The organism is Streptomyces sp. NPDC013457 (assembly GCF_043089925.1).
In the GTDB taxonomy this organism is placed as follows: domain Bacteria; phylum Actinomycetota; class Actinomycetes; order Streptomycetales; family Streptomycetaceae; genus Streptomyces.
In genome coordinates this window covers 26417-47333 of the sequence record NZ_JBICBL010000010.1, presented here as the reverse complement: position 1 = coordinate 47333, position 20917 = coordinate 26417, and the positions used below count along the sequence as shown (strand labels likewise).

Annotated in this window: 19 protein-coding genes; 5 read left to right on the top strand and 14 right to left on the bottom strand. The window is 71.0% G+C overall.

Annotated elements, in window-relative coordinates; translation table 11 throughout:
* The first annotated feature begins 63 nt into the window (after positions 1 to 63).
* Positions 64 to 531: a hypothetical protein gene (locus tag ACF1G2_RS25970; protein ID WP_391800571.1), complete on the top strand. Its 468-nt coding sequence runs from the start codon at positions 64 to 66 to the stop codon at positions 529 to 531.
* A 143-nt stretch (positions 532 to 674) separates the two neighbouring features.
* On the opposite strand, the gene ACF1G2_RS25965 is transcribed toward ACF1G2_RS25970, so the two are convergent.
* From ACF1G2_RS25965 to ACF1G2_RS25910, 12 genes are all read right to left on the bottom strand, one after another.
* Positions 675 to 1148 (bottom strand): hypothetical protein, encoded by a 474-nt coding sequence (locus ACF1G2_RS25965; RefSeq protein WP_391800819.1) that lies wholly within the window; start codon positions 1146 to 1148, stop codon positions 675 to 677.
* Positions 1149 to 1262: 114 nt separating this feature from the next.
* A complete protein-coding gene (ung, locus tag ACF1G2_RS25960; RefSeq protein WP_391800570.1) occupies positions 1263 to 1946 on the bottom strand; it encodes a uracil-DNA glycosylase in 684 nt (227 codons plus the stop codon).
* Positions 1947 to 2026: 80 nt separating this feature from the next.
* Positions 2027 to 3601: an ABC transporter substrate-binding protein gene (locus tag ACF1G2_RS25955; RefSeq protein ID WP_391800569.1), complete on the bottom strand. Its 1575-nt coding sequence runs from the start codon at positions 3599 to 3601 to the stop codon at positions 2027 to 2029.
* Between the two features lie 148 nt (positions 3602 to 3749).
* Positions 3750 to 4517, bottom strand: coding sequence for an SDR family oxidoreductase (locus tag ACF1G2_RS25950; RefSeq protein WP_361678071.1), 768 nt, complete (start codon positions 4515 to 4517; stop codon positions 3750 to 3752).
* Positions 4518 to 4543: 26 nt separating this feature from the next.
* Positions 4544 to 5305 carry a 3-oxoacyl-ACP reductase FabG gene (gene fabG, locus ACF1G2_RS25945; protein WP_391800568.1) on the bottom strand — a complete coding sequence of 254 codons (762 nt, stop codon included), beginning with the start codon at positions 5303 to 5305 and terminating at the stop codon, positions 4544 to 4546.
* 166 nt (positions 5306 to 5471) lie between these two features.
* Positions 5472 to 5855 (bottom strand): DUF3037 domain-containing protein, encoded by a 384-nt coding sequence (locus ACF1G2_RS25940; RefSeq protein WP_391800567.1) that lies wholly within the window; start codon positions 5853 to 5855, stop codon positions 5472 to 5474.
* Complete coding sequence (locus ACF1G2_RS25935) at positions 5852 to 6697, bottom strand: HipA family kinase (RefSeq protein ID WP_391800566.1); 846 nt, start codon at positions 6695 to 6697, stop codon at positions 5852 to 5854. The genes ACF1G2_RS25940 and ACF1G2_RS25935 overlap by 4 nt, the downstream gene beginning before the upstream one ends.
* Before the next feature lie 26 nt (positions 6698 to 6723).
* Positions 6724 to 7056: a hypothetical protein gene (locus ACF1G2_RS25930; RefSeq protein ID WP_391800565.1), complete on the bottom strand. Its 333-nt coding sequence runs from the start codon at positions 7054 to 7056 to the stop codon at positions 6724 to 6726.
* Positions 7057 to 7207: 151 nt separating this feature from the next.
* On the bottom strand, positions 7208 to 7501 hold the full coding sequence (locus ACF1G2_RS25925) for a hypothetical protein (protein WP_391800564.1): 294 nt from the start codon (positions 7499 to 7501) through the stop codon (positions 7208 to 7210).
* Positions 7498 to 10224, bottom strand: a complete 2727-nt coding sequence (locus tag ACF1G2_RS25920; RefSeq protein WP_391800563.1) for an ATP-binding protein — start codon at positions 10222 to 10224, stop codon at positions 7498 to 7500. Before ACF1G2_RS25920 ends, ACF1G2_RS25925 begins: the two co-directional genes overlap by 4 nt.
* A gap of 244 nt (positions 10225 to 10468) precedes the next feature.
* Positions 10469 to 12637, bottom strand: coding sequence for a hypothetical protein (locus tag ACF1G2_RS25915; RefSeq protein ID WP_391800562.1), 2169 nt, complete (start codon positions 12635 to 12637; stop codon positions 10469 to 10471).
* A 28-nt stretch (positions 12638 to 12665) separates the two neighbouring features.
* Complete coding sequence (locus tag ACF1G2_RS25910; RefSeq protein ID WP_391800561.1) at positions 12666 to 13556, bottom strand: M48 family metalloprotease; 891 nt, start codon at positions 13554 to 13556, stop codon at positions 12666 to 12668.
* Positions 13557 to 14593: 1037 nt separating this feature from the next.
* Here ACF1G2_RS25910 and ACF1G2_RS25905 point away from each other — a divergent pair.
* Together ACF1G2_RS25905 and ACF1G2_RS25900 are read left to right on the top strand one after the other, a co-directional pair.
* Positions 14594 to 16894: an alpha-N-acetylglucosaminidase gene (locus tag ACF1G2_RS25905; RefSeq protein ID WP_391800560.1), complete on the top strand. Its 2301-nt coding sequence runs from the start codon at positions 14594 to 14596 to the stop codon at positions 16892 to 16894.
* A gap of 95 nt (positions 16895 to 16989) precedes the next feature.
* Positions 16990 to 17409: a Rieske (2Fe-2S) protein gene (locus tag ACF1G2_RS25900; RefSeq protein WP_383170923.1), complete on the top strand. Its 420-nt coding sequence runs from the start codon at positions 16990 to 16992 to the stop codon at positions 17407 to 17409.
* Here the strand turns inward: ACF1G2_RS25900 and ACF1G2_RS25895 are convergent.
* A complete protein-coding gene (locus ACF1G2_RS25895; protein WP_391800559.1) occupies positions 17396 to 18055 on the bottom strand; it encodes a cysteine hydrolase in 660 nt (219 codons plus the stop codon). The genes ACF1G2_RS25900 and ACF1G2_RS25895 overlap by 14 nt on opposite strands.
* 123 nt (positions 18056 to 18178) lie before the next feature.
* Here ACF1G2_RS25895 and ACF1G2_RS25890 point away from each other — a divergent pair, with 123 nt between their 5' ends.
* Positions 18179 to 18637, top strand: coding sequence for a pyridoxamine 5'-phosphate oxidase family protein (locus tag ACF1G2_RS25890; RefSeq protein WP_391800558.1), 459 nt, complete (start codon positions 18179 to 18181; stop codon positions 18635 to 18637).
* A 167-nt stretch (positions 18638 to 18804) separates the two neighbouring features.
* On the opposite strand, the gene ACF1G2_RS25885 is transcribed toward ACF1G2_RS25890, so the two are convergent.
* On the bottom strand, positions 18805 to 19710 hold the full coding sequence (locus ACF1G2_RS25885; protein WP_391800557.1) for a LysR family transcriptional regulator: 906 nt from the start codon (positions 19708 to 19710) through the stop codon (positions 18805 to 18807).
* A 73-nt stretch (positions 19711 to 19783) separates the two neighbouring features.
* Here ACF1G2_RS25885 and ACF1G2_RS25880 point away from each other — a divergent pair, with 73 nt between their 5' ends.
* Complete coding sequence (locus ACF1G2_RS25880; RefSeq protein WP_391800556.1) at positions 19784 to 20818, top strand: DMT family transporter; 1035 nt, start codon at positions 19784 to 19786, stop codon at positions 20816 to 20818.
* Positions 20819 to 20917: the final 99 nt, after the last annotated feature.

Genomic DNA, 20917 nt, shown 5'->3' with positions numbered 1-20917 from the left:
CGTGCGGGGCATTCCCCGCCGGTAGGGGCGCGAAGATCACCGTCCGGCCAGCAGAGTGGCGCGGTGCATGCAACGAGAACCACAGCGAGGTTCCTGGTCGGGGCGGCGGTCGCCGCGCTCACCGGCTGCGTCTCGGTCGGTCCGCCGCCCGCCGCGCCTCCACCGGCTCCGGAGGTGAGCAGCCCCGCCCCCCGCGTGGAGGTCGCTCCGCAGATCGTCGAGGGCCCGGCCCGCGAGGCCCTGGAGGCCGCGCTCCCCGCTTCCCCGACGCCGTCTCCGCTGGCGAAGCCGAGGAAGCCCCGGGAGTCGAGGGAGCAGAACGGGGCCGGCGTACGGAAGGGCGCGGGCAGTACACAGCGCCAGTCGTCCGCGCCGCGGGAACAGAGACGACGGACCAAGCCGCCCCGGCCGCCGGAGGTGCCCGAGCCGCCCCGCTCACGGGCCGATGTGTGCCGGCTCGGCGCGCAGTACGGGGGCTGGCACCCCGAGAGCGTGCAGTCGAAGGTCTGCAAGGACGCGTACGCGCGCTGAAACGGGATGCCGACGGGGCGGGCGCGCGCTCACACGCTCCACGGCGCGCAGAGCACCGAACCGGTACGGGCGCGCCCCGCAAGCCTCGCACGGCCCGCACGCACTGAAATCCGGTACGCGGACGTGCCCCGCAAGGCCCGTCGTCACCGCGAGCGGAGCCGTACCTCCAGGCGGTCGATCGCGGCGCGGACCCCGTTGCCGTACCCGTCGTCGTCCAGGGCGTCCGAGGCCGCACGGGCCCGGTCGAGATGGATCCGGGCCGCGTCGGGCTGCTGGAGCTTGAGATAGTCGGCGGCCAGGTTCAGGTGGAGCGAGGGGTACAGGGCGCGGAGCGCGGCCGTCGCGTCGTGGGCGGCCAGCCGCTCCTCGCTCAGCCCCCCGGCCGCCAGCAGGGCCCGCAGATCCCAGGCCAGCTCGGCGTCCGGGTCGTCCTGCGCGTCCGCCATGTAGTGCGCGAGCGTGCAGCGGTGCAGCGGATCGCCGTCGGGGCCGATCTGCGCCCACAGCTCCACGAACCGGTTGCGGGCCTCCTCGCGGTCCCCGCCGTGGAGCAGCATCGTCGCCTGCCCGATCCGGGTCATGACGCCGTCGTCCGACGCCCGCTGCTGCTCGGTCACTGCGGCCTCCACACGCTCTCCGTCCAGGGGCTCCGACGCTAACCGTCACGGCCCCCGATCCGGCACAGGCTCGGGTGGCACCCCGAGCCTGTCAGCCGGGCGGGCTCAAGGCCCTCAGCCGAGGTTCGGGATCCGCCAGTCGATCGGCTGGTGGCCCTGGGCCGCGATCCCCGCGTCGATCTGCGTGAAGGGACGGGATCCGAAGAACTTCTTCGCCGACAGCGGCGAGGGGTGCGCGCCCTTCACCACGACATGGCGCTCCTCGTCGATGAGCGGGAGCTTCTTCTGGGCGTAGTTACCCCAGAGCACGAAGACCGCCGGGTCCGGGCGGGAGGCCACCGCGCCGATCACCGCGTCCGTGAACTTCTCCCAGCCCTGGCCCTTGTGCGAGTTCGCCTCGCCGGCCCGGACGGTGAGGACCGCGTTGAGCAGCAGGACGCCCTGTTCGGCCCACGGCATCAGATAGCCGTTGTCCGGCACGGGGTGGCCGAGCTCCTCCTGCATCTCCTTGTAGATGTTCCGGAGGGATGGCGGCGTCTTGACACCGGGACGGACCGAGAAGCAGAGGCCGTGCCCCTGCCCCTCACCGTGGTACGGGTCCTGGCCGAGCACCAGGACCTTCACCTTGTCGTACGGAGTCGCCGCCAGAGCGGCGAACACCTCGTCCCGCGGGGGGTAGACCGGCCCCTTGGCCCGCTCCTCCTCGACGAACTCGGTCAGCTGCTTGAAGTACGGCTTCTGCAGCTCTTCGCCGAGGACGCCGCGCCAGGACTCGGGCAGCATGTCGGTGTCGGTCACGTCAACAACCTCCGGTAGGCGATCTCTTGTACGTCCAAGAACCTACCGGGGGCCACTGACAACGCTTCCGCTCGGGCCGCCTACCAGCTGGTCCGGCGGTTGAGCTCCCACATCTGCATGACGGTCTGCGGGTCGAGCGCGCGCTCGGCGCCGCCGATGTCCTCGCTCGCCGCGATGTAGAGCTTGCCCTGCCACAGCGGGAGGAGACGCACGTCCTCCACCATGATCTCCTGGGCCTTGCGGAACTCGGACACGGCCGCCCCGCGGTCGCTCTCGCGCCGCGACTTCGGAAGGATCTCGTCCGTGATCTCGGGGCTCAGGTACGGCGTGCCCAGCGCGTTCTGCTTGCCGACGAACGGCGCGATGAAGTTGTCCGCGTCCGGGAAGTCGGGGAACCAGCCTCGGCCGAAGACCGGGTACTGCCCCTTCTGGTAGCCGGCGGCGAACTCCTTCCACGGCTTGCTGCGCAGGGTCACCTCGAACAGTCCGGAGGCGTCCAGCTGACGCTTGAGCTCGGCGAACTCGAGCGCGGTGCCGGAGCCGTACCGGTCGGTGGTGAACCAGAAGGTCAGCGCGACGGGCTTCTTGATCCCGGCCTCGCGCAGGATCTCGCGGGCCTTCGGGACGCTGGGCTCGCCGAAGCGGTCGAAGAACTCGGTGGTGTGGCCGACGATGCCCTTGGGGACCATGGAGTACAGCGGCTCCGCGGTGCCCTTGTAGGCCTTGGCGACCAGTTCCTCACGGTCGACGAGCTGGGCGATCGCCTTGCGGACGGGCTCCTTGGCGACCGAGGGGTCCTGGGCGTTGAAGACGAGGTAGCGGATGTCGGCGCCGGTGGACTCCACGAGCTGGAGCTCCTTGTTGGCGTCGCTGTCCTGCAGGTCGACGACCTCCTCGGCGGTGAGGCCGCGGTAGGTGGCGTCGATCTCCTTCTTCTTCAGCGCCTCGACCATCGGCTCGGACTCCGCGAAGTACCGGATGGTCACGCCGTCGTTCTTGCGGTCCGCGAACCCCTTGTAGGAGGGGTTCTTGGTCAGCTCGGCCTTGTCGCCCTCGGTGTACGAGTCGAGGACGTACGGGCCGGAACCGGTGAGACCGCCGTCCTCACGGAGCTTGTCGGCGGGGTACTCCGCCGGGTCCACCAGGGACATGGCGGGAGTGGCGAGGATGAAGGGGAAGGTCGCGTCGGGCTTGTTCAGCTTGAAGACGACCGTACGGGCGTCCACGGTCTCGATCTTGTCGAGCGAGCCGAGCATCCCGTTCGGGCCGCCCTCGACGTCGATCTTCCGGATGCGCTCGATCGAGTACTGGACCGCCTTCGCGTCCAGTCTGTTCCCGTTCGAGAAGGTGAGGCCCTCCTCGAGCTTGCACTCGAACACCCGGCTGGCGGTGTCGGTGAACTTGCAGTCCGCGGCATCGGACTGCGGGGAGGTGCTGCCGGTCGGGAAGCTCACCAGCGTCTGGAAGACATTTCGGAACAGTTCCCAGGAATTGTCCCAGGCTGCTGCCGGATCAAGCGTGGTGGGAGAACTCGTCGTGCCGACGACGAGTCTCTGCTCCCCGGCGGAGGCATTGTCAGAAAACAGGCTGCATCCGGACACCAGGGATATGGACGCAAGGGCTGCAGCGGCCTGCAGACTGGTCCGGTTGAACACGTGCACGCTCCTCGTTCAGCCATGGGTCGGCCGACCATACCGCAGCGCCCCGCCAGGTCAATGTTCGACCCTGGCGGGGCACTTGTTGCATTCAACGATTAACCGGGGTCAAACCGGTCAGGAATTCAAGAAAGTGTCCGGATACCGGTCACTCGACGCCGGAGTTGAGGAAAAGCCCTCCGTCGACCACCAGCGTCTGGCCGGTGATCCAGTCCGACTGTGCGGAGGTGAGGAAGGCGGCGGCCCCGCCGATGTCCTCCGGGACCCCGAGCCGTCCGAGCGGGTACGCTGCGGCGGCCTCCGCCTCCCGGCCCTCGTAGAGGGCCTGGGCGAACTTCGTCTTCACGACGGCGGGGGCGATCGCGTTGACGCGGACCACCGGCGCGAATTCATGGGCCAGCTGAAGGGTCAGATTGACCATGGCCGCCTTGCTCATCCCGTACGCCCCGATGAAGGGCGAAGCGGAGATACCGGCGATCGAGGCGATGTTCACGATCGCGCCGCCGTGGTCCTTCTGCCAGGCGCGCCAGGTCAGCTGGGCGAATCCGAGCGCCGAGATCACATTCGTCTCGTAGACCTTACGTGCGACATTCAGGTCGAGTTCGGCGATCGGACCGAAAACCGGGTTGGTTCCGGCATTGTTCACCAGGAAGTCGACCCGGCCGAAGGCCTCCATGGTCGCCTCGACGGCAGCGGCCTGGTGGGCCTCGTCGTGGGCCTTGCCGGGCACGGCGATGACCCGGTCGGAGCCGAGGCGCTCCACGGCCTCCTTGAGGGCCTCCTCGCCCCGTCCGGTGATGCAGACCCGGTCACCGCGGGCGACCAGCGCCTCGGCGACGCCGTAGCCGATGCCCCGGCTGGCTCCGGTGACCAGAGCGACCTTGCCGGACAGCTCGGGCAGTTCCTTCGTGCTCATCTACGTCTCCTCTTCCCGCTCGGGCGTCAGTTGAGCGGGCCGCCGGCCACGTACAGGACCTGGCCGGAGACGAAACCGGCGTCCTCGCCCGTGAAGAAGGCGATGGCGTTGGCGATGTCCTCCGGCTTGCCGACCCGCTGCACCGGGATCATGGAGGCGGCCGCGGCCTGGAAGTCCTCGAAGCCCATGCCGACACGCTCGGCGGTCTGCGCGGTCATCTCCGTGACGATGAAGCCCGGGGCGACGGCGTTGGCGGTGATGCCGAACTTGCCGAGCTCCTTGGCGAGGGTCTTGGTGAAGCCCTGGAGGCCGGCCTTGACGGCCGAGTAGTTCGCCTGGCCGCGGTTGCCGAGCGCGGAGGACGAGGAGAGCGAGACGATACGGCCGAAGCCCGCGTCCACCATGTGCTTCTGGCAGGCCTTGGCCATCAGGAACGCACCCTTGAGGTGGACGTTCATGACCATGTCCCAGTCGGCCTCGGACATCTTGAAGAGCAGGTTGTCGCGGAGCACGCCCGCGTTGTTGACGAGGATCGTCGGCGCGCCGAGCTCGGTGGCCACGCGCGCGACGGCGGCCTCGACCTGGGCGCTGTCGGAGACGTCGCAGCCGACGGCGATGGCGGTGCCGCCGGCGGCCGTGATCTTCTCGACGGTGTCCTTGCAGGCCGCCTCGTCGAGGTCGAGTACGGCGACGGCACGGCCCTCGGCGGCCAGCCGTACGGCGGTCGCGGCGCCAATGCCCCGCGCCGCGCCGGTGACGACGGCTACGCGCTGCTCGGTGGTCGACATGCTGGTTCTCCTCGCCCTTGGATCATCCATGGATGCGGCTCACACGGTGCGTCCCACACATGAGCGACCGCTTAGTACCTTCCGCAGACGAGACGCTAGAAGCCCTGGCACCCGGTGTCAACGGCCCACCGGGTGCACCGGATCACTCCGCATCGCGCGCCGGGGCTCAGCGCACCAGCAGATCGAGCAGCCTTTCGACCTCCGCCTCGGGATCGGCGGTCAGACCGGTGTGCACCGGGCCCGGCTGGACCACGGTGGACCGGGGTGCGATCAGCCAGCGGAAGCGCCGTCCGGCGTCGTCGCGCGCCGCCTGCCCGGCGTCCTCCCCTCCCAGGCAGACGCCCTCCACGGCGTGCAGCGCCGCCCGTACGCCGACGACGTCCGCGCCGGGGTCCAGCGCCCGCAGCTTGCTCTCCTCCAGGTGCGTGCGGGCGGCGACGTAGGACCGGGCGCGGCAGTAGACCACCACGCCTGCGTTGAAGAACTCGCCGCGCTCGACGCGGGGCACGACGCGCAGCAGCGCGTACTCGAAGACGTCACGGTCGGTCACGTGGTGCGGTCCTTCTCGACGGAGTGCGGCCGGGGGGCGAGGCGGTCGGCCAGCCAGCCGGGCGGCTGTGCGGGCCGGCGCTCGACGCGCGGACCGAGGGTGATGCGCTCGTGGATGGTCGCGGCGCGCGGCAGCAGCGCGTCCACGTACGCCTGGCGCAGCGCGTCGGTGCTGTCGAACCCCGGCTCGTCGACGAGCCACTCGTCGGGGACGTCGGCGGCGACCTCCTCCAGGAGCTCGCGTGTGACCAGGGGCGCCAGCTCGGCCGCGGCGGAGGCCACGTCCGGTGAGAAGGGCGCGAGGGCGTGGTCGGAGGCGTCGTACGGCTTGGCGGCGGAGGCCTGGGCGCCGCGCCAGTTGTGGTGCCAGATCATGGTGGCGCCGTGGTCGATCAGCCAGAGGTCCCCGTGCCAGACGAGCATGTTGGGGTTGCGCCAGGACCGGTCGACGTTGTTGATCACCGCGTCGAACCAGACGACCTTCCCCGCCTCCTTCGGGTCCACCTCGTACGCCAGCGGGTCGAACCCCAGCGAGCCCGGCAGGTAGTCCATCCCGAGGTTGAGCCCGCCGCTCGCCTTGAGCAGCTCCTGGACCTCCTGGTCGGGCTCGGAGAGCCCGATGACGGGATCGAGCTGGATCCCGACCAGCTCGGGCACCCGCAATCCGAGCCGCCGCGCGAGCTGGCCGCAGACGACCTCGGCGACCAGCGTCTTCCGCCCCTGCCCGGCCCCGGTGAACTTCATGACGTACGTACCGAGATCGTCGGCCTCGACGATCCCGGGGAGCGAGCCGCCCTCACGCAAGGGCGTGACGTAGCGCGTCGCGGTGACTTCTGTCAGCATCGCCCCAGGTTATCGGGGCGCCGGCTTCAGACGTCGCCGTCCCAGCGCATCAGGTTCTGGAACAGCTCGCCCTGTTCGATCGCGTCGTCCAGGGCGTTGTGGGTGTGGGGCCGCGAGGACAGCAGACGGCTCGGCATCGAACGCTTCGTCGCGTCCTTGACCGGCACACCGGCCTTGGCGGCGTACAGCGACTTCAGATCCATGCAGCGGGAGTGTCCGAAGGGCGAGCCGCCGTCGGCGAACCGCATGAAGTACCAGTACACCCACATCCAGTCGTAACCGAGCGGGTACGCGACGAACACCGGCACGGCGCCGAGCTCCTCGGCGACGCCAGCGAGCCACGCGGCCGCGGCATTCATGGCGTCCGCCGGCTCCCGCCCGTCCCGGGCCAGCCGCTCACGGTCCAGCCCACTGACGGCCAGCGCCTCGGGGTCGTAGTCGTCCGCGGCCTGCCCCGCACCCGGTCGCCCGAGTCGTGTTCCTCGACCGGAACACGCCCGGCTTCGTCCATCAGCCCCGCGCTGCCTGCTGCCTGGCCTTGATGGAGTCACCGGCGTCGAGGGCGTCCTCACTGCCGCCATCGGCGTCCGCCGGTTCCGCCGTCGCCTCGGGGGCTCCAGGCTCTTCCGGCTCCGCGACCTCCTCCGGGGAGGAGTCGTCGGCATCGTCGTCGGCGTCCGCTTCCGCCGCGTCTTCCGGCTCCAGCGGCTCCTCAGGCTCCCCGGCGGGCTCCGGGAGGTAAGGCAGCTCGGAGGACGAGGGCTTGTCCACCGGATGGGACTCGGTCGCGTCGAGCTCGCTCACTGTGCCTCCCTCGTGGTCTGGTCCGGCAGCACCGGCTTGCGAGGTCTGCGGTCGAAGCACGCCAGCGTGCGGGCGAATCGTCTGGCCCAGTCCTCCGAGGGGTCCGCGCAGCCCACCACCTTCTCCAGTTGCGACGGCGTGTACCGGCCGTGGTAGTAGTGCCGCGTCCGGGTTCCCTTCCGGGCCTTCCACTGCGGCTCGCCGACCGGGCACGGGTCGTGGCCGTCGAGCTGGGCCCGCATCACCCAGGCCACGTGTTCGGAGAGACCGTGGGGCGAGGCCGCCGCCCCGACCCGGCTGTGCACCGCACGGTCCACGGCCTGGCCGATCGCGCACTCCACCATGCGCCGGTCCGTGGACCAGTAGGGGGCCAGGGAGCGCCGCATGGCATCCCCCGGAAGGGGAGTGGTCCAGCTCAGCAGATGGGACGCCACGGTCATCTCGGCCCAGAGCGTGATCCGCAGCTCGTCCTGCTCGCTCAGGCGCTGCGCGGTGCGCAGCTGCCGGAGTGTGCACGGCGCCGCTGCGCAGTCCGTCCCGCAGGCGCGGCTTCGCGTCGCGATCATCGGCGCCGGGGAGGCCGGGCGGATGGCCGCGGCGTCCTCGCGGGCCGTGCCGTCCTGCATCCGGACCAGGATCGGATAGTCCATGCCGTCGGTGAACACGGCTGCCTCACCCGGCTTGAGCGTGACCAGGTATTCCGATTGCGCGTCGGTGATGTTCATGGTGGCGCCGACGGCCTCGCGGTCGTCCTGGGCCGGGAGGCGGTGGACGACCTTGGCGGCGGTGTTCTTGATGACGTCGGGCACGAGCTTGCTGGGGATCTGGTCGGCGATCACCAATCCCTCGCCGTAGGCGCGGATCTCGGCGAGCAGGCCGGCGAACATCTCCACGGCATGCGAACTCGCCCCGCCCTCCTCCGAGCGGCGCAGCAGCCGGTGGGCTTCCTCGAAGACCGTCAGATGTCGCAGAGGGAAGGAGAGCCGACGCGTCGTGCGCTGTTCCATCCGCAGGTACTCGATGAGCCGGATGAGGATCGTGCCCATCAGGAACGCCTTGTCCCTGTCGTCACCGACGTCCTCGATCTCGAAGACGACGTTGCGCCTGAGGAGCTCACCGAAGTCGATGGGGTGGCCGCCCTCCAGGAACCGACCTGTCGTCCCGAGCCGGAGGCTGGCGAGGCGGATCTTGATGAAGCCCTGGACGTTGTCGGTGATCTCCTTGCCGTAGCCGATCTCGGAGACGATCTGGAGCGCCGTGTGCTCCAGATCCTCGAGCGTCGGGTAGCGCGGCTCGGTCCCCTCGACCCGCGGTTCGCCCAGGGTGAGATCCCAGCCCAGGTCCTCGTAGCACCGGGTCAGAGCCGCGCTCAGTACCTGCGGGAACGGCTCCTGCGGGTCGAAGGAGGCGAGGAAGAGCGCGCGGACCATGTCCAGATGGGTCTGCAGGGGGAAGTGCTCACCACCCGGGTAGCGGGACGGTTCCAGGGGGTTCAGGCCGGCGGGGAGCGCCTCCCGGTCACCGGGCTTGATGACGATGACGTCGTCCTCGTCGCCCAGCCGTGCGGACATGAACCGGTACTCCGCCTTGGCGGGTTCGACGACCAGCCACGGCAGGCGCTCACGCGTCGCGGCTTCGAGCAGGCCACGGACCGTCTGGGACTTGCCGCCGCCTGTCGCCCCGCAGACGAACGTGTGCCTGTTGAGTGTGGAGCGCGGCAGGTCCAGATCGCCCACGGGGCTGCGGTTCCGGTCCAGGATCGCGCCCAGCCGGAGGGGAGCGGTGGGCGAGGACGTCTGCCGGTCCGCATGCTCCGGGGTGACGTCGAACTCGGGGCGGAGCGCGAAACGTATGCCGGGAATCTCCTGGGAGGGGGGACGGGCGACGGCGGCCAGCAGCTCCGAACTCGCGTGAAAGGGGTAGCCCACGGGCTCCGGCATGGAGGCCCCGAGCAGGGTCGCCAGGTCCACTCCACGCCCCGTGGGCTTGAGCGCGTACGGCAGGCCTTCGAGGTCCGTCGACGCGCAGAGCAGAGCGGCGACCCGCTGCGCGTCCTCGGGCGTGGCGGCACCCGCCAGGAGACGCACCCGCCAGAGTCCGGTGGCCTCGGCCCTGGTCAGCTCCTTGTGCCGGTGCTCCAGACGGGTCCGCTCGAGAGCGTACTCAGGAGAGCTCTCCGCCTTGGACTGCGCTCTCCGCTGCCGGTCGGCGGTGTCCCCGATCATCTCGTCGAGTTCGTCCGGAGCCACCGGGTCGGCGACGACCAGCCAGGCGAAGGGCTCCTGCCACACACCGAGAAGGCTGTCCTCGAGGGTGGGGCGGATCGTGGCCGCCCCCCGTCCTCGGGGTTCGTCCTCGACCAGCAGGCCGTCGGCGACTCCGGCGACGGCGGTCCAGTACGGGAAGCGCGCCATGGCCTCGGCGAACGCCCCTGCCGGAGTTCGACGGGCACGCGCACCGGCCGGGAGCCGGAGCAACACCGCCTCGGGATCGGCGGCGTCATCGGTCCCGACGAGGGACGAGCCACCGAGATGGACCTCGACCGCGCGTGCGGCCGACGGGCGGGACCAGCTGAGCAGGACACGTCCCGGGGGCGGTCCGGCCGTGGCCGGCCCCGCCGAGATGGGGGCATGGCATGCGGAGACGAGCGCCGCGAATCTCTGCGCCCGCAGCCGGTCGTCCTGATCGACCGGCTGGGAGGAGTCCGGCCTCGGGCGCGGCATCTCGGTCAGTCGATAGGTCGGGATGCCCAGAACCGGGTGCGGTGCCGGATGACCCGGAGCGGTCGCGGTCCCCGCGGTGGAGTCCGTGACGGCGGGAGTCCCCGGCCACATCACGATCGTCCGCCCGAGCCGGAAGGCGCCCCCGATGGGCCCCGCTGGTGCTCGTCCTGCCTGGCTGACACGGTTCCCCCATGATTCGATCTTGAGACCCAAGGGTCTCCTGGTGTTCACGGCACGGTGGCCGCTACCTCTTCGGCGCCTGGGGCGGCCAAGAGCCGGGAGGCTGCGGAGGAGCCCCTTGCGGCCATGGCCATGCCGCCGGTTGTTGCTGTGCACCGGGCTGAACGCCGTACGCGCCATACGCGCTGTTCGCGCCGTACGATCCGTTCGCGCCGTACGAGCCGTTCGCGGTCGGCTGCGGCTCGTGCACCGGGTGGGCGGACACCTCAGGCGGCAGGGCGGGGGCCGGCCGACCCGGATCACCCGTCGGCTGCTGCGGCGACACTGCGGCGCTCGGAGGCAGTGGCAGAGCGGCCAAGGGCTGGTTGCTGAACCGTTCGAGCTTCACGATGTTCGGGTTGCACACGGCAGTCCGCGTGCTGACGGATCCGTCCGGACCGCGCTCCACGAAGACGAGGCTGAACTCCGCGAGCGCCTGCAACTGCGTGGGTTCCAGCACGTATTCGTACACCCGCTGGGTCGTGGTCCCGTCGCTCGTGTTGACGGTGGTGCCTTCGGTGCGTGAGGTCGACTCGTTGGTGCCGAACGTCTTGGTCGTGCTCCGGTTCTCCGACTCCGTGTAGCTGCCGCCATCGCTGGACCCGCTGGTCGTGCTGCTCGGGAATCCGAGCCCGCCGCTGTAGGAACTGGAGGAACTGGTTCCCCAGTTGGAACCCCAGGAACGGGAGAACCCCTCCGTCACGGCGGTGGAGGTGGAGGTCCCCTTCGTGACGGACACCGAGCTGCTGACGCTCTCGCCGCGCGTGTCGGTGAGGGAGTGCAGGATGAACCGGTAGTCCCGACCGAGGAAGTCGGCTGCGACGCCGGCTTCCTGGTGGTTCCCGAGCCGCATGAACGCCACGGCGCCGCCACCGATCATGTCGCGTGCGGTCTCCCGCAGATGCGCGTGCATGACGGTCAGCTGCGCGCCGCGCCACTCACAGACCCGCGCGAGCTGTTCCAGGTGGCGCCGCTGCACCTCGTGCTCCCCGAGGGCCACCACGACGGCCGGTGCCTGCTCGTCGAGCGTGGAGAGGCGACGCGCCACGCTGAGGATGGCGAGGTCGGTGAGAAGTTCGATGCTGGCGGTGCCCGTCGTACGGTCGAGGCTGAGGCACGTCAGGTAGCCGGGGCCACGACCCGCGCGCTCGCTGCCGAGCTGCGCGAGCGGCTGGACGAAGGCCTCGAGCCTCAGCAGGTTCTCGCGTATCTGGTCCTTGTTCTTGTCCGTGAGCAGGTCGTCGGCGATGCGGTTGCGTTCCGCCCGGGTCAGAGAGCCGCTGTCGTCGAGATCGCCGAGCAGTGCCCGCAGACCGGCGGCGATCCTCGCGGGTGTGACGTCCTCACCGAGGGCGTCACAGAGGCGGTTGAGGATCCGGCTGTCCATGCTGCGGCTCGCACGCGTGGCCTCCGCCGTGTCCCCGTAGACGGCTTCGACGAGCGCGTCTACGAGTTCGTCCGGCCGGAGGCCGTCGAGGATGCTGCTCTCCGTCTGCTGGCTCGGCAGAAGCTGTACGTCGACGGGGGCGCCCATCTGCGCCGTCAGGACCGACAGCTCCCGGCAGATCTGGGCCTGGGTGAGATCCAGGACGATCAGCGGGCGCTCGCGCAGCGTCGACGCTCCGAAGACGGTGAGGAAGCCCTCCCGGCTCCGCCGGGATCCGCCGAACACGTCCAGTCGCGGGTTTCCCCCCTCGATCGCCAAGGGGCCCCAGAGGTCCAGGCCGCGAATGCGCTGGTCCTCGGTGTACTCGAAATGGGCCTTGGCATGGGTCCACGCGGCGGACTCGTGCTGGTACCGCTGGGCAAGCTCGTGGCGGACCTGCTCGACCTTCTGGTCGGCCGTGGTCGCCGCGCCGCCGGAGAGAGTGTGGACGAGAACGGCGCCCACGGCGGCGACGGCCGCGAGCACCAGTCCGATCGTGCCGGCGAAGATCGCAACCACCAGGAAGAAGGCGGCGAGACCGCCGCCGACCTTCAGCGCGGTTCCCTTGCGGTCCGCGGTGTCGAGGCGGGCAGCCCGTGCCCTGTTCAGCAGCATCTCGGGTACGTCGAGAGGGACGGGCGCAGGGTGGGTGAACGCGTGGCGGTGTGCCTCCGCGTCACGGTAGATCCAGCCGATCCGCTGTCCCGGGTCGAACAGCCGGACCAGCGGATCCGCATCCACACGTGGTTCGTTGGGTTGAACGGTCATGACATGGACTCCTGGTGGGGCACGTTGCTCAGCCGGCTGCCGCGGCGAACTTCTCCAGTTCGCGGATGCGCTGATGCATCGGAGGGTGGGTCTCCATGAGGCGGGCGAGAAGCTTGGCGTTCGCACGGCCCGTATCTGCGCCCTGCTCCTGCCAGCCGCTCAGCACGGCGTGCAGCTGCGGACCGTAGCCGAGTTCCGCGGCCGTTCGGTCGGCTCGCAGTTCGGCCGCGCGTCCGGCCCACGCGAGCAGGTACGGCGTGACGAGCACGACCAGCACCGGCGGAAACGCAACGGTGATGCCGATCACCACGGCCACGAAGACGAGACCGACCAGACACCCGAGGATGGGGAGAACCTGGGCGGCGATCAGGATGCCCATCATCACCCACCGAGCCACGTACATCGCGAACCTGCCCAGGAGGCCGTACCACTGGCCGAGCAGGCCGGCCCAGGCGTGTCCGCCGCGGTGGTGGCCGAACTCGTGCGCCAGTACCGCGGCGAGCTCGTCCGGCTCGAGACGGTTCAGCGACCACCGGGTCACACCGACCATGTGACCGGCGGCGGCAGCGGCGTTGATCTCGTCCCTGTCCTCGATCCACAGTTCGTACGGCGGCTTGGCGATGTTCGCCCTGCGCATGACCTCGTCCCACAGCGGGCGGAGCGCGGCGAGTTCCGCTCCGGTCGGTTCGCGCCACTTGAGCAGCGTCTTCGCGAACAGCCGCTCGGCTGGACGGTAGAAGACGAGCGCACCGGAAGCCAGCCAGGCGACGATGAAGGCGATGTCCACCCCCGCAGGCATCAGCGCGGAGAGCAGCAACACGACCAGTGCGCTGCCGAGGAAGTTCGGCAGCATCAGCAGCAGGGTCGTCAGGGCCGTCGCATCGGCACGCCGACGGACCTGGTGGACGTCCGCGTACATGTCATGACCGCTCGTGTACGCCGGTGCAGGGGGCGGCGGCACGGGCGCGTGGGCAGGCGGGTACCCGGGGGCTGCGGCCGGGAGGTGTGGGTGCGGCTGGGGTGCCGGTTCAGGCTGGGGTTGAAACTGCGGCTGCGGTTGGAACTGCGGCTGCGGTTGGGGGGCCTGCGGCGCGTATCCGCCCTGGGGGTAAGGCTGTTGCGGAGCGAACCCGGGTTGTGGAGCGAACCCCTCGGCGTAGGACGCGTACGGCGCGTGCTGCCCGTACTGAGGGGGCTGCTGCGGAGGGTATCCCGGCTGAGGCTGAGGCTGGGGAGGGAGACCCTGAGGTGGCTGCCCCTGCGCCACGGGCTGCTGCGGCATGTGGGGCGGCGGCCCGTATCCCCCCTGCTGGGTTGGCGGCTGGGGCGGGAGCTGCTGCTGCCCCTCGCGTGACGCGTACGGATCCGTCGGGTGACTCACCAAGGTTCCCTTTCAAGGCCGCGGCAGGACTCCGGTTCTCACCGGCCGCGTGTACGAGGGCCTCGGGCAACTCCGTGCACGAGGGCAGGGAGGACGGACCCGTTGAGTCCCGCCCCCGTCCCCCGGTATTGGCAGTAGTCGCACTGGCCTTTGAAGAAGCACCCATCGTTGTCTACTCGAACGGATCTTGTCCACTCGCATGGTTGACCGATAGTCAGGCGGCGCGTCTCAGCGTCAGCGGAAGAGCGCGCCGAGAAGTTCACAGCCCGTGCGGTGGTACGCCCTGCGCCCCGTACGTTGGAGGCGATCAGCTCCACCCAGGCCCGCAGGGATGCCTCGGGCATCTCGTTGCCATGCTCGTACGCACCGGCCGGCCAGGCGGCCGCGTCGCGGTCAGGGAGAGACCACCGACCGATCAAGAGCCCCTGGCACAGGCCGGCACGCGAGCACGGTCCGACGGTCTGCACCCGCACGGATGAGCGCCCTCCGTTCCTCGGCTCCGCCTGCGTCGCCGGGGCCGCCCGTCGTCGGACAGTGGGCGGACCATGCGTCACCCACTCCGAGCAGGGAGCCAGATGGGTAGCCCCCCGGTCCTCCGACGTCTCAGGACCCTCGCCGCCGTGGCGCTGGCCACGGCGACCGCGCTGGCGCTTCCGGGCGCGGCCGCCTCGGCCGCGCAGGACGCCGACCCGGCGCACACCCGCGCCCGCACCGCCTCGCACCGCACCCTTGTCCCCATGACTCCACCCCACAGCGTGACCCACACCGCCGTCCCCGCCTTCGACCCCGCGCCCGCACGGGCGAGCCTGGAGCGCCTGCTGCCGTCCAGGGCCTCGCAGTTCACCCTGGTGCCGGTCGCCAGGACCGCATCCGGCGACCGGTTCTCCGTCTCCGGCGGCCCTGGCGCGATCAGCGTCCGGGGCACCTCCCCCGCCACGCTGCTCACCGGCGTCGGCTGGTATCTGGAGCATGTCGCCGGGGTCGACATCGGCTGGCCCGGCGACAGCGTCGGCCGGCTGCCCGCCACGCTTCCCGCGGTCGACGGCGAGGTCACACGCACGGCGAACGTGCCCCATCGCTACGCCCTGAACGACACCGACGAGGGCTACTCCGGTCCGTACCGCGACTTCGCCTCCTACCAGCGCGACATCGATCTGCTCGCTCTGCACGGGGTGAACGAGGTCTTCGTACCGACGGGGGCGGAGTACACGTACTACCGCGCGCTCCAGGACTTCGGTTACACCGAGGAGGAGTTGCGCGCGTGGATCCCGGCTCCGGCCCATCAGGGCTGGTGGCTGCTGCAGAACCTGTCGGGGTTCGCGGGTCCGGTCTCCCGGCAGCTCGTCGAGTCCCGTGCGGCGCTGGGCCGGCGGATCGCGGACCGGCTGCGCTCCCTGGGGATGACGCCCGTCCTGCCGGGGTTCTACGGCACGGTCCCGGCGGGCTTCGCCGACCGCAACCCGGGAGCCCGCACGGTGCCGCAGGGCACCTGGATCGGCTTCGGCCGCCCGGACTGGCTGGATCCGACGGGGCCGGTGTTCGACCGGCTCGCCGCCGCCTACTACCAGGTCCAGCGACGGAGGTTCGGCGACACCGACATGTTCAAGATGGACCTGCTGCACGAGGGCGGCACGCCGGGATCCGTGGACGTCCCCGGCGCGGCAGGTGCCGTCCAGCGGGCCCTGGAGAGCGCACACCCCGGTGCCACCTGGGTGATGCTGGGCTGGCAGCGCAACCCCTCCCCGGCCGTCCTGAGCGGCGTGGACCGCAGCCGGGTGCTCATCGTCGACGGGCTCTCGGACCGGTACGACAACCTGGACCGGGAGGCGCAGTGGGGCGGGACGCCGTACGCCTTCGGCACGATCCCCAACTTCGGCGGCCACACGGGCGTCGGCGCCAACACCGCCGCGTGGACCGACCGTTTCCACGCCTGGCTGGCCAAGCCCGACAGCGCGCTGCGCGGCATCGCGTATCTGCCGGAGTCCACCGGCGGCAGCCCGGCGGCCTTCGAGCTGTTCACCGAACTCGCCTGGCAGACGGACCCGATCGACCGGGCGGCCTGGTTCGCCTCGTACGCCTCCCGCCGGTACGGAGGTGAGGACCCGCACGCGGCCGCCGCCTGGGAGCAGCTGCGCCTCGGCCCGTACGGCATGACCTCGGGCGGCTGGAGCGAGCCGCAGGACAGCCTGTTCACGGCGCGGCCGAGCCTGACGGCGACCCGCGCGGCGCGCTGGAGTCCGACGGCGATGCGCTACGACGCGACGAGGGTCGAGCGCGCGCTCGCGGAGCTGCTCCTGGTGGCTCCGGAGCTGCGGACGACGGAGGCGTACCGCTTCGATCTCGTCGACGTCGCCCGCCAGGCGCTGACCAACCGGAGCCGGGTGCTTCTCCCCCGGATCAGGACGGCGTACGAGGCGAGGGATCTGGCGGCCTTCCGGGTGCTGGTCGAGGAGTGGAAGGCGGACGAGGAGCTGCTCGGCCGGCTGGTCGGCTCCGATCCGCGCTTCCTGGTCGGGCGGTGGCTCGCCGCCGCGCGGTCCTGGGGAGCGGACGCGGCGGAGCGCGACCGGCTGGAGTACGACGCCCGCTCGATCCTGACGACCTGGGGCGACCGTGTGCCGAGCGAGAGCGGCCTGCGCGACTACGCCAACCGTGAGTGGTCGGGGCTGATCGAGGATCTCTACGCCCCGCGCTGGGCGGTGTACTTCGCGCATCTCGACCGCGCCCTGGTGGACGGTACGGCTCCGGCCGCCGTCGACTGGTTCGCGGTGGACGACGCCTGGGCGCGCGGTCACGCCACCTATCCCACCCGTCCGGAGGGCGATCCGGTGGCGCTGGCGGGCGAGGTCCTGGCAGCGCTCCGTTCGGGTTCGTAGCGGGTTCGTAGCGGGTTGAACTTTTCGGCGCTCCCGCTCGTACTCACTCCTACCAAGAGATCGCGTCGGTGTGATCGGAACGCAAGGGGAGTGCGATGAGTGGAGTAGCACGTCGGACGGTCGTCTCGGCGGCGGGCGGTATGGGTCTGGTGGCCGCGCTCACCGCCTGCGGCGCCTCGGACAGTTCGTCGTCGGGCGGCGGCTCGGGTGACGCCCCGAAGGAGGCGGGGTCGCCGCTCGCGAAGACCGCGGACATCCCGGTGGGCGGCGGCAAGGTCATCGACGGTCAGGGCGTGGTGATCACCCAGCCCAAGGCCGGCGAGTTCAAGGCCTTCTCGTCGAAGTGCACCCACCAGGGCTGCGCCGTCAGCGGGGTCGCCGACGGGGTCATCACGTGCCCGTGCCACCAGAGCATGTTCGACGCCTCGGACGGCACCGTGAAGGGCGGCCCGGCGACCAGCCCGCTGCCGCCTACGCCGATCAAGGTGGACGGGGACTCGATCACGCTCGCGTGACGCGCCGCGGGCTCTTCCAGCAGCGCAGCACCTCCTCGGTGGTGGCGACGGTGGAGACGAGCGCGAGCGTGTGACGGATCATCGCGGGGGTGTAGTCGGCCGGCACTCCCGCGATGGCGTCACCGGGCACGACCACGGTGTAGCCGAGGTTGACCGCGTCGAAGACGGCGTTGGGGATCGCCACGTTGGCCGAGACGCCGGTGACGACGAGGGTGCGGCAGCCGAGGTTGCGCAGCAGCGGGTCGACGTCGGTCCCGGCGACGGGCGAGAGCCCGTGCAGCCGTCGTACGACGATGTCCTGGTCGGCGACCTCGATGGGTTCGGCGATCCGCACGGCCGCGCTGCCGCGGTGCTGCTGCACGGGCAGCCTGGCCGCGGCGCGGAAGAGCCGGGCGTTGCTGTTGGCGCCGCGCCCGTCCGGCCTGCGCTCGGCGACGGCGTGCATCACCTGCACGTCGGCCTCGTGGGCGGCCGCCACGAGCCGGGCGACGTTGGCCAGCGCGCCCGAGGCACGCGCGGCGGTGGCGAGTTCGGGCAAGGCGCTCTCCTCGCCGACCACGCCCTGCTGGCACTCGACGGTGAGCAGCACCGTGCCGGACGGTTCGAGCTGTTCCTGGAGCTGTTCCCACTGTGACGCGCTGGTCATGGTCTCCCCTGTCCGCATCGCCGTGCCGTACTCCGGGCGGGCGAGGCTAGCCACCCTTGCCCCAGGAGGGAAGAGCCCCCATGATTTCTGACACTCCATCAGACTCATGGAAAGGGGCGGACGATGGCCGTCGCGCAGCGCCGTGGACGCCGGATCATGATGACCCCGGCCGAGCTGGACACCTTCCTCACCGAGCAGCGCACCTGCCGGGTCGCGACCGTCTCCGCGGACGGCCGTCCTCATGTCGGCGCGCTCTGGTTCGTCTGGGACGGGACCTCGCTCTGGCTCTACTCCCTCATCCGCAGCCGCCGTTGGGCGGAGCTGCGCGCCGACCCGCGCATCGCGGTGGTCGTCGACGACGGCGAGGAGTACGGGGAGCTGCGCGGCGCGGAACTGTCGGGCACCGCGGTCTTCGTCGGCGAGGCACCGCGCACCGGCGAGCCGTGCCCCGAACTCGACGTACCGGAACGCCTCTTCGCCGCCAAGAACTTCGGCCTGGACACCATGCCGCATGACGGCCGGCACGCCTGGCTGAAGCTGACCCCGGACGCGGTCGCGTCCTGGGACTTCCGCAAGATCTAGCCGCCACGGAAGCCCGGGGCACGGCGTGCCGATCCAGCCGCCACGGAAGCCCGGGGCACGGGGTGCCGATCCAGCCCCCGCAGAAGCGCGGGGCGCGGGGCGCGGATCCAGCCGCAGCAGAAGCGCGGGGGCACGGGACCCACGCCGGACCACACCCCCGGCCTCCCTCAGCTGCTCAACGGCGCCCCGATCTCCCGCAGCGCCTCGACCGCCGCCCTGATGGACGGCCGGCGGTCGGCATCGCTGCGCCAGGTCGCGTAGATGTGCCGCTTCACCTTCTGCCGCACGGGCAGCAGCACCACCCCGTCGGGGGTCGGGCCGCGACCGAGGCGCGGGGTGACGCACACCCCGAGCCCGGCGGCGATCAGCGCGAGCTGCGTGTGGTGTTCCCCGGCGAGATGGGCGATGCGCGGCTCCATGCCCTGCGACCGCAGGGTGAACATCAGCCAGTCGTGACAGAACTCCCCCTCGGGCCAGGAGACCCAGTCCTCGTCGCCGAAGTCGACGAGATCCACCTCGTCCCGTGCGGCCAGCGGATGTCCGGCGGGTACGGCGACGTCGGCAGCGTCGTCGAGCAGGTGGGCGCGCTCGAGGCCACCCGGCACCGGGGCCTTCTTGTTGCTCCAGTCCAGGACGATCGCGAGGTCGGCATCGCCCCGCAGCACCTCGCGGATACCCCGCTCCGGCTCCAGTTCGGTGGTCCTCACGCGGAGGTCGGGATGGGCGGTGCGCAGCGCGGCCAGGGCTCCGGGCAGCAGCCCGCGCGCCGCCGTCGGGAAGGCCGCGATCCGCACCTCGCCGACGACCTGGCCGCGCTGCGCCTCGATGTCCGACTGGGCGAGCTCCACCTGCGAGAGGATGCGCGCCGCGTGCTGGGCGAGCAGCAGACCGGCGTCGGTGAGGCGTACGCCACGGCCGTTCTTGGCGAGCAGCTGCTGGCCGATCTCACGCTCCAGCTTGGACAGCTGCTGCGACACGGCCGAGGTGGTGACATGCAGGCCGTCGGCCGCTCCACTGACCGATCCGTGCCGTGCGACGGCGTCCAGGGTCCGGAGGCGCTCCAGGTTCAACATGTAAGCAATCCTAAGCGAAGACCTTCATCTATTCTCGCTTGTTCTAAGAGATACGAGCGGTCACTCTGGGGGCATGAGCACCGCGACCTCCCCCGCCGCCCGCAGCCCACGTCTGGTCGACTGGCGGATCCGCTTCGGCGTACTGGCCCTGATATGGGGCTTCAGCTTTCTCTTCATCAAGGTCGGTACCGAGGGGTTCGCGCCGTTCCAGGTGACCTTCGGCCGGCTGCTGTTCGGTACGGCGGTGCTGGCCGTGGTGATGGCGATCAAGCGGGAGCGGCTGCCGCGGGGGCGGCGCACGTGGCTCCATCTCACCGTCGCCGCGTTCCTGCTGAACGCGCTGCCGTTCTCCCTCTTCTCGTACGCCGAGCTGACCATCCCCTCGACGCTCGCGGGCATCTGCAACGCCACGACACCCCTGTGGGGCATGGTCCTCTCCCTGGTCGCGCTCTCCGAGGACCGGCCGACGCGAGTGCGCGCGGCGGGGCTCGGCATCGGGTTCGTCGGGGTCCTGACGGTGCTCGGCGCCTGGCAGGGCTTCTCCGGGCTCGACGTCACGGGCACGGCGCTGGCACTGCTGGCCTCCTTCAGCTACGCGGTCGGCTGGATCTACGTGCGCCGCACGCTGGCCGGCAACGGGGCGTCGAACCTCTCGCTCGCCGGCACCCAGGTCGGCATCGCGACGCTGCAACTGGCCGTGGTGACGCCGATGTTCACCTCGCTCCCGTCGTCTGTCGAGATCGTCCCCCTGCTCGCCGTGATCGCGTTGGGCGCGCTGGGCACGGGGTACGCGATGCTGCTGCAGTACGGACTCGTGGCCGAGGTCGGCCCGACGACGGCGGCGATGGTCACGTACTTCATCCCGGTGATCGCCACGGCGGCGGGCGTCGCCGTCCTGGGCGAACACCTCGGCTGGAACACCCCGGTCGGCGCCGCCGTCGTCCTCGCGGGCGCCGCTCTGACCCAGCGCCGAGGCCCGTCGAGAAGGCCTCGGACCACGATCCGGGCGGCGGCGACGACCTCGCCGGTCGCCTCCCCCACGACCTCGCCGGCCGTCGCCTCCCCGGCGGCACCCCGCCCGGACCAGCACACGGCGGGCCGGCCTTAGGCCCGCCGAGTCCGTCCGGACACCGCGCCGCCCTCCGGCGCGGGGCTCCGGCCGGGGCCGGATCCGGGCGGAGCCGTACCCGAACGGGCACCGGAACCC

What these genes read in the sequence shown, in the direction of transcription:
- ACF1G2_RS25950 (WP_361678071.1), bottom strand. Translation starts at nt 4,517, where the DNA reads ATGAGCACGAAGGAACTGCCCGAGCTGTCCGGCAAGGTCGCTCTGGTC.
- fabG (WP_391800568.1), bottom strand. Translation starts at nt 5,305, where the DNA reads ATGTCGACCACCGAGCAGCGCGTAGCCGTCGTCACCGGCGCGGCGCGG.
- ACF1G2_RS25935 (WP_391800566.1), bottom strand. Translation starts at nt 6,697, where the DNA reads ATGCTGACAGAAGTCACCGCGACGCGCTACGTCACGCCCTTGCGTGAG.
- ACF1G2_RS25930 (WP_391800565.1), bottom strand. Translation starts at nt 7,056, where the DNA reads ATGAATGCCGCGGCCGCGTGGCTCGCTGGCGTCGCCGAGGAGCTCGGC.
- ACF1G2_RS25920 (WP_391800563.1), bottom strand. Translation starts at nt 10,224, where the DNA reads ATGCCGCGCCCGAGGCCGGACTCCTCCCAGCCGGTCGATCAGGACGAC.
- ACF1G2_RS25915 (WP_391800562.1), bottom strand. Translation starts at nt 12,637, where the DNA reads ATGACCGTTCAACCCAACGAACCACGTGTGGATGCGGATCCGCTGGTC.
- ACF1G2_RS25910 (WP_391800561.1), bottom strand. Translation starts at nt 13,556, where the DNA reads ATGTACGCGGACGTCCACCAGGTCCGTCGGCGTGCCGATGCGACGGCC.
- ACF1G2_RS25905 (WP_391800560.1), top strand. Translation starts at nt 14,594, where the DNA reads ATGGGTAGCCCCCCGGTCCTCCGACGTCTCAGGACCCTCGCCGCCGTG.
- ACF1G2_RS25900 (WP_383170923.1), top strand. Translation starts at nt 16,990, where the DNA reads ATGAGTGGAGTAGCACGTCGGACGGTCGTCTCGGCGGCGGGCGGTATG.
- ACF1G2_RS25895 (WP_391800559.1), bottom strand. Translation starts at nt 18,055, where the DNA reads ATGACCAGCGCGTCACAGTGGGAACAGCTCCAGGAACAGCTCGAACCG.
- ACF1G2_RS25890 (WP_391800558.1), top strand. Translation starts at nt 18,179, where the DNA reads ATGGCCGTCGCGCAGCGCCGTGGACGCCGGATCATGATGACCCCGGCC.
- ACF1G2_RS25885 (WP_391800557.1), bottom strand. Translation starts at nt 19,710, where the DNA reads ATGTTGAACCTGGAGCGCCTCCGGACCCTGGACGCCGTCGCACGGCAC.
- ACF1G2_RS25880 (WP_391800556.1), top strand. Translation starts at nt 19,784, where the DNA reads ATGAGCACCGCGACCTCCCCCGCCGCCCGCAGCCCACGTCTGGTCGAC.